The sequence below is a fragment of the Coprococcus sp. RTP31081st1_H1_RTP31081_211007 genome (genome assembly GCF_040227275.1).
GTDB lineage: Bacteria > Bacillota > Clostridia > Lachnospirales > Lachnospiraceae > Coprococcus > Coprococcus aceti.
Genome location: NZ_JBEHVP010000007.1, coordinates 136,310 through 142,816, shown reverse-complemented (window position 1 = coordinate 142,816; position 6,507 = coordinate 136,310). Strand labels below are relative to the sequence as shown.

The window sequence follows — 6,507 nt, the reverse complement described above, 5'->3', positions numbered from 1 at the left end:
GAAAACGTAACCGGTATCGCTGTGTATTCAGTCATAGCGGTGATGGTGTCGGTGCTCTTCTTTGACAGTCTTATACCGTGCCTGGTGTTCACGCCGGGGATTCTGGTATTTCTCAGGAAAATTGCCGATGGTAAATGCCGGCAGAGAAAGAATAAACTTAATAATGAATTTAAGGAAATGCTACTGTCCCTGTCCGCAAATATGGCGGCGGGATATTCATTGGAAAAAGCGTTTGTTCCAGCTTGTCACGAGTTGGAAGGAATGTATCAGGGGAAATCTTATATCAGACAGGAAATGCTGCTCATAATAAACGGCCTTGAGATGAGCTCTGATGTTGAAAGTCTTTTGAGGGATATGGCGGACAGGTCAGGACTTCAGGATGTGAAGGAATTTGCTCATGTGGTCGCAGTTGCAAAGGGCTCCGGGGGAAATCTCATCAGGATGATGAAGAAGATGGTTGAAAATATTGACAGGCGTCTGGAAGTGGAGGAAGAGATAGACACGATGATAACGTCAAAACGGCTGGAGCAGAATATCATGTCTGCCATGCCATTTGTCATCATTCTGTATCTGAGGGTGTGTAATCCTGGATATATGGATGCGCTGTATGGCAATGCTCTGGGGATAGCTGCCATGAGTGCGTGTCTGGTGATCACGGCGGCGACGGTGATATGGGGCAGAAAGATCACAGATATACATATGTGAAAGGATGATGGATATGCTGAAAAGAGCTGCGGGAAAAATATACGGCTGGATAGAACCGCATATGGACAATGACAAGATGCTCACGAAGATAAAGAGGGTATACATATGTACGGATGCCGCGGCGAGGGATAAATGTGCGGAGATGTACACAGACATTATTGCGAAGATCCTGCTGACGCTTTTGGTGACATGTATTCTTGCGGTGATCCTTGTGGCAAAGGAAGCATTTGCGCCTCATCAGGTGGTGCTCACCAGAGATGGGTACGGAGGGGATGTGTCCACCGTCACTCTGGAGACTGACATAGATGGAGAAAAGACTGATTTTGATGTGGATGTCATGCCGCTGGAATATGATCCTGACGATATGGAAGCTGTGTTTGAGCAGGGATTTGGTGAGATTGAAGACCTGTATCTTGGGGAAAATGAATCCCCCGACGAAGTGATATATGATCTGGAGCTTGTGGATCACCTGGATGCGCTCGGACTCGATGTGCAGTGGATAAGCGAGGACAACGAGCTGATGTCGTCCGATGGACGTATCGGCGATATAGCGGAGGGAGAAGACAGAATAGTGTCCATCACGGCTGTTCTTACATACAGGGAGCTGAGCGCGGAGAGAACATATCAGATACGCGTGTGCGGAAGGGAAGAGACAGGCAGGGAAAAGGCTCTGAAGGATATAAGGGAAGGAATCAGGGAGATACAGGCGGGAAGCGGAGATTCGAGCGAGGTGGCGCTGCCGGAGCAGATAAACGGATATGCGGTCAGGCCCACCTCGGGAGGCGGAAGCGGTCTTATGATACTGTTTCTCGGTGGTTTCGCAGCCATTTGTATATGGGGTGGAAACAGGTCGAAGATCCGGGAAATGGAAAAAAAGAGATCCGATGAGCTCATGTCGGAGTACCCGGAGCTTGTGGATAAGCTGACGCTCTATCTTGGAGCAGGAGTCACGGTCAGAGGTGCATTTGCAAGGATAGTGAAGAGTGGCAGGGAAGATTGTGCCGGTACGGATCAGGGCGGGAGTGTCCTGACCAGGGAACTGATTTATACGCTAAATGAGATCCAGGCAGGAGTATCCGAGAGTGAGGCTTACTACAACATGGGGCACAGGATAAATCTGCCGGTATATATAAAGCTCATGTCGCTTTTGTCACAGAATGTGAAGAAAGGCACGAGAGATATATTGATCATGATGGCGGGCGAGGAGCAGAACGCAATGCAGACCAGAAAGGAGATGGCGAAGAGAAAGGGGGAGGAAGCCGGGACAAAGCTGCTTCTTCCGATGGTGGTTCTGCTGGGAGTGGTCATGGTAATAGTCATGCTGCCCGCAATAATAAATTTTTAAGATAATAAGTTTTTAAGGAGGAAAAATGTATGAAGAGATGGGAAGATTTTATGGAAGATGAGTCAGGTATGGGAGTGGTCGAAATAATCCTTATAATGGTGGTCTTGATCGCGATGTGCGTCATATTCAAGCAGCAGATAACTTCTCTGGTGAACAACATATGGAACTCGATCAACAAGAGTGCAAAGAAGATATATTAAGGGGGAGCTGTATGAGAAATCAGGGACATGTAACGGTTTTTCTGAGTATAATCCTGATCTCCATGCTGCTTCTGGGGCTCTCCGTGCTTGAGATGGCGCGGATAAGAATGGGCAGTGCCAAGGCCGCAATGGCGGCCGAGGGCGCAGCCTGTGATGTGAAGGCGGCGTACGACAAGGAGTTGTTTGAGGAGTATCATCTGCTGGCAGTCGACAGCACATTTGGCGGACACGGTGAGGGAAAGCTTGAGCAGATGGCGCAGGATTATCTGGAATATACTCTGGAAAATGGTCAGGGCGACAATATGAGCGTTGAAGATGTGGCGCTGGCAGAGTGCAGGGGACTTCTGGAGAATGACTGCGAGAATATGAAGCTGCAGATAACCGACCATATGAAGGTGTACATGGAGGAGAAGGGAATAGAAGACATTCTTGAGATGATAACATCCGGGGATAAGGCCATGGAGGATGCTTCTGGAGCTGTGGAAAATGGTAAGAATGAGTCGAATCAGGATGAGAGCAGTTGGAGCGGTACGGATCCTAGAAAAGCGCTGAAAAGCATCCTGACAGGTGGACTTCTGAATGTTGTCACGCCATCCGGGCGGGTGGTGTCAGATCAGGCATACGATCTGGATGGCTTTCCGTCAGACGGACAGGCGGAGGATACGAGACAGTGGGAGGACATAGAATTTGACGATCTGGATAAATTCCAGAGGCAGCTCATGTTGGATGGAGAGAGATCACAGACCGGAATAGTGGATGACATATATGGTGTCGGGTATGCACTGGCGAATTTCAATACATTTACTGACAGGAAACAGGACAGACCATTTGAGTGTGAGGTGGAATACATTATCGCCGGAAAGGATAATGACCATGACAATCTGCAGGGGGTCGTGAACAGGATAGTGCTTCACAGACTGCCGCTCAATCTGGCATATCTGCTCTCAGACAGCGCAAAGATGGCCGAAGTGTCATCCATAGCTGCGGTGCTGGCTCTTGTGCCGGGGGTCACCTATGGGGCGGCGAAATATCTGCTGCTCGGATGCTGGGCTTATGCTGAGACAATTGTTGATATAAGGCTGCTGCTTGACGGCAAAAGCGTTCAGTTTATGAAGACAGACGAATACTGGGTGACGGACATCAACAATCTTGACAAGCTGATGAATCTGGATTCCGTGGACTATGAAGGCGTGGATGCTGTGAGCTACAGGGATTATCTGGCGATACTTCTGATAGAGAATAAAGGAGGCATGTATTACAGGATGGCGGATCTTATACAGCTTAATTTCAGACAGACGGATGAGTCGTTTGAGATGAAGAATATGATGTATTCTCTGACATTTGATGTTGAGGTCAGTCAGGACAGGAAATTTGCATCGTTTATAGAAGATCACGAGGGCGTATCGAAGATAGATGACGGACTGTACAGGTACAGCTTCAGGCAGTGTGTGAGTTATTGAGATATGAAAATATCCTGAAGGGGGGTGTTATATGTTCTCTTGTTGTATGTTGAAAAGTAAATATATGAAAGATAAATCGCCTCTCCAAGCGCATATTACTATAGATTTTGTTCGGATCAGGTATGGCAGGAGAATATATAAGACAGCTCCTTTGGGATGTGACCGTGGTAGTGCCAGTGTGGAGGCATCGTTGGTGCTGCCAGTGTTTATATTTGCCATGCTGACTGTGTTTGCCATGGCCGGATGTATACGGACACGGACTGTGATATATGAGGGCTTACATGAGACGGCTGCGTATCTTGCGGAATACAGCTATGCGTATGAGCTAGCCGAAAAGGGCGCGGACATGGGGCCGTATGCTGAAGGTATGGCAGATGGTGTGTCGCTCGTGCTGGCGAACAGGAAGATCAGGGAGTACATAGATGACAAAGGCACGGTGAACACATATGTCGACGGCGGAATGTCCGGGGTTAAGGTGATAAATGCAGAGCTGTCGGATGACGGATTTGTGTGCCTCAAGGTCAGATATATGCTGAAGATCAATCTGCCATTTGCCGGAGGATCTACCGTGGGGTGCGTGGACAGGATAAGACAGAGGGCGTACCTGGGATATGACAGGTCGCAGGATGATGACGATGATGATGAGTATGTGTATGTGGCTGAGAATGGTTCGGTGTACCACAACTCGCGGAGCTGTTACCATATCAGGATATCTGTGAGAAGCGTGAGTGGGGAGGTTCTGGATGACAGATATTCCGGGCTTTCGGCGTGCAGGATCTGTGGAAGATATAAAAGCAATGGTGTGATCTATGTCACTGAACAGGGAGACAAATATCACTATTCGCTGGGCTGCTCCGGCTTGAAGCGGACGATATACAGAAAGAAAAAGTCAGAGTGCGGGGGACTTCCTCAGTGCTCTGAGTGCGGGAAAAGATAGGAGAAGAGAAGAAAAGACAGGAGGAGTCAGATATATGGATGACAATGGATCTATAGTTCTGGAGATGTGCCTGATAACACCGATACTTGTGTGTGCCGTGTTTGTGGTGATGAACATGTTGTTTATAGCGTTTAACCATGCGGCGGCATCGGGGGAGGCATATCTGGTACTGTACAACCGAGAGGAATACAGGATCAATGAGAGTGGTGAGGGGGATACGGACAGTGCAGAGAAAGCGATGTCCACAAATGTATCCGAGACCGTGATATGTGCCGATGGTGTGAATGCGGAAATGGCCATGAATGGGAAGAATCTGGTTGCGGAGATAACTTACAGAGAGTCATTTCCGGGGATACAGATATTGATAGATGACGGCAGATGTGACAGAAAGACTGCGGCCAGACAGGAGATAAGGGATGTAGGAAATGAACTTAGGAGGTGGCAGGAATATGGTAAGTTATTGCCAGGTAGAGGGAATTAACACTTTTTTTGTGGTGGAGGTCAGTGCAGCAGCCATAAATTCCTATGAGACGGACATGCTGTACAATAATTTTGTCGAGGGAATAATACAGCCGGAATTCAGGGCCATCAACGGAGATATGTTCATATACTGCAAAATAAATGGCATGAAGAGCCTGGACGATATATCTGACAGGGGGATAATGTCCATGGAGCAGGCTGTTGCTCTCATAAGATCGTTGTGCAGTGTGGTCATGGAGACGGGAGAATACATGCTTGAGCCGGACAATCTTCTGATAGAATCCGACAAGATATTTTACTCGGATGCAGAGAAGAGTTTCAGATACGTGTATGTGCCGGGACAGGGAACGGATGTCAGAATGGGAATAAAGAATCTTGTGGAGAAGATCATAAAGAGGGTAGATCACAGGGACACTGAGCTTGTGGATTTTATGTATGAGATATATGACATGGTGGTGTCGGCAAATTATGACATGGAGCGGATGCAGAAATATGTGGATGAGGTCTCTGCCCGTGAGCAGGAAAAATGCTGCTCCGGCAATAGAAAAAGAAATGTGGAATCTTTGGCTGCGGCCCGTGAGCAGGAGCTTTTGATGGATGAGGTGTTCGGAACGGATCAAAGCAGTGCGGCGGCGTTGACGATACCGACAACGGAGAAAAACAAATATGATAGGATATTTTTCATACTCATAGGATTTACTGTGGCGGCATTTACGGGAATAGCGGCTGTTCAATTTTATATACAGGGGCATGCGGCGGATGTGAGATTTATAATGCTGGCACTCATCGTGCTGTCCGTGGAGTTATTTGTCTATGTGGAGATGAAGAGGAAGCTGTCTGCTGCTGAGGATGAACGGCGGGGACAGGAGGGCGTGGAGTGCTCAGAGCTGCGATATGCGGAGGAAGATGAAAACAGAAGACCTAAAAAACAGAATGTTGATGCATTGGAACATGTAAGTTTGGCTGACGAAATACCTGGCGATACCACGGTGCTTGGCTCGGAGGATGACTGTACAACCCTGCTTACACAGCATAATCTCGATGGCAGAGAGTCCGCACAGGAGCAGAGACTGTCTGTGAGACTGATCGAAGACGGAGGCATTGTGGCTACTGAATTTCCGGTGACGCCGGAGGGAGTTGTATTGGGGCGGGACAGACGACAGGCGGATCAGGTTATAGAGGATATCAGCGTCAGTAGAAGGCACATAAGGATATACGAGGATGCAGAGAAGATCTATGTCGAAGATCTTGATTCCACAAATGGAACTGTCATAAATGGGATCAGGCTTCCGGCGGGCAGGAGCTGGCAGCTTGCGGACAGAGATGTTCTGTGTATAGGCACCAGGCAATACCATATTCAAATATTGCTTATCTGATTGA

General features: G+C 48.1%; 7 protein-coding genes. All 7 read left to right on the top strand.

Annotated elements, in window-relative coordinates:
* Positions 1-705, top strand: a 705-nt coding sequence (locus tag ABUA31_RS11875) for a type II secretion system F family protein (RefSeq protein ID WP_349824058.1), incomplete at its 5' end; no start/stop codon positions are given.
* 13 nt (positions 706-718) lie between these two features.
* Positions 719-2,050, top strand: coding sequence for a type II secretion system F family protein (locus tag ABUA31_RS11870; protein ID WP_055146217.1), 1,332 nt, complete (start codon positions 719-721; stop codon positions 2,048-2,050).
* A gap of 29 nt (positions 2,051-2,079) precedes the next feature.
* Positions 2,080-2,250 carry a Flp1 family type IVb pilin gene (locus ABUA31_RS11865; RefSeq protein ID WP_015534291.1) on the top strand — a complete coding sequence of 57 codons (171 nt, stop codon included), beginning with the start codon at positions 2,080-2,082 and terminating at the stop codon, positions 2,248-2,250.
* 11 nt (positions 2,251-2,261) lie between these two features.
* Positions 2,262-3,710 (top strand): DUF5702 domain-containing protein, encoded by a 1,449-nt coding sequence (locus ABUA31_RS11860; protein ID WP_015534290.1) that lies wholly within the window; start codon positions 2,262-2,264, stop codon positions 3,708-3,710.
* Between the two features lie 64 nt (positions 3,711-3,774).
* Positions 3,775-4,647, top strand: coding sequence for a TadE/TadG family type IV pilus assembly protein (locus tag ABUA31_RS11855; protein WP_133300876.1), 873 nt, complete (start codon positions 3,775-3,777; stop codon positions 4,645-4,647).
* A gap of 34 nt (positions 4,648-4,681) precedes the next feature.
* Positions 4,682-5,128: a hypothetical protein gene (locus ABUA31_RS11850; protein WP_015534289.1), complete on the top strand. Its 447-nt coding sequence runs from the start codon at positions 4,682-4,684 to the stop codon at positions 5,126-5,128.
* The gene (locus ABUA31_RS11845; protein WP_022217522.1) at positions 5,097-6,503 is read left to right on the top strand and encodes a DUF6382 domain-containing protein; all 1,407 of its coding nucleotides are present in this window, start codon (positions 5,097-5,099) and stop codon (positions 6,501-6,503) included. The genes ABUA31_RS11850 and ABUA31_RS11845 overlap by 32 nt, the downstream gene beginning before the upstream one ends.
* Positions 6,504-6,507: the final 4 nt, after the last annotated feature.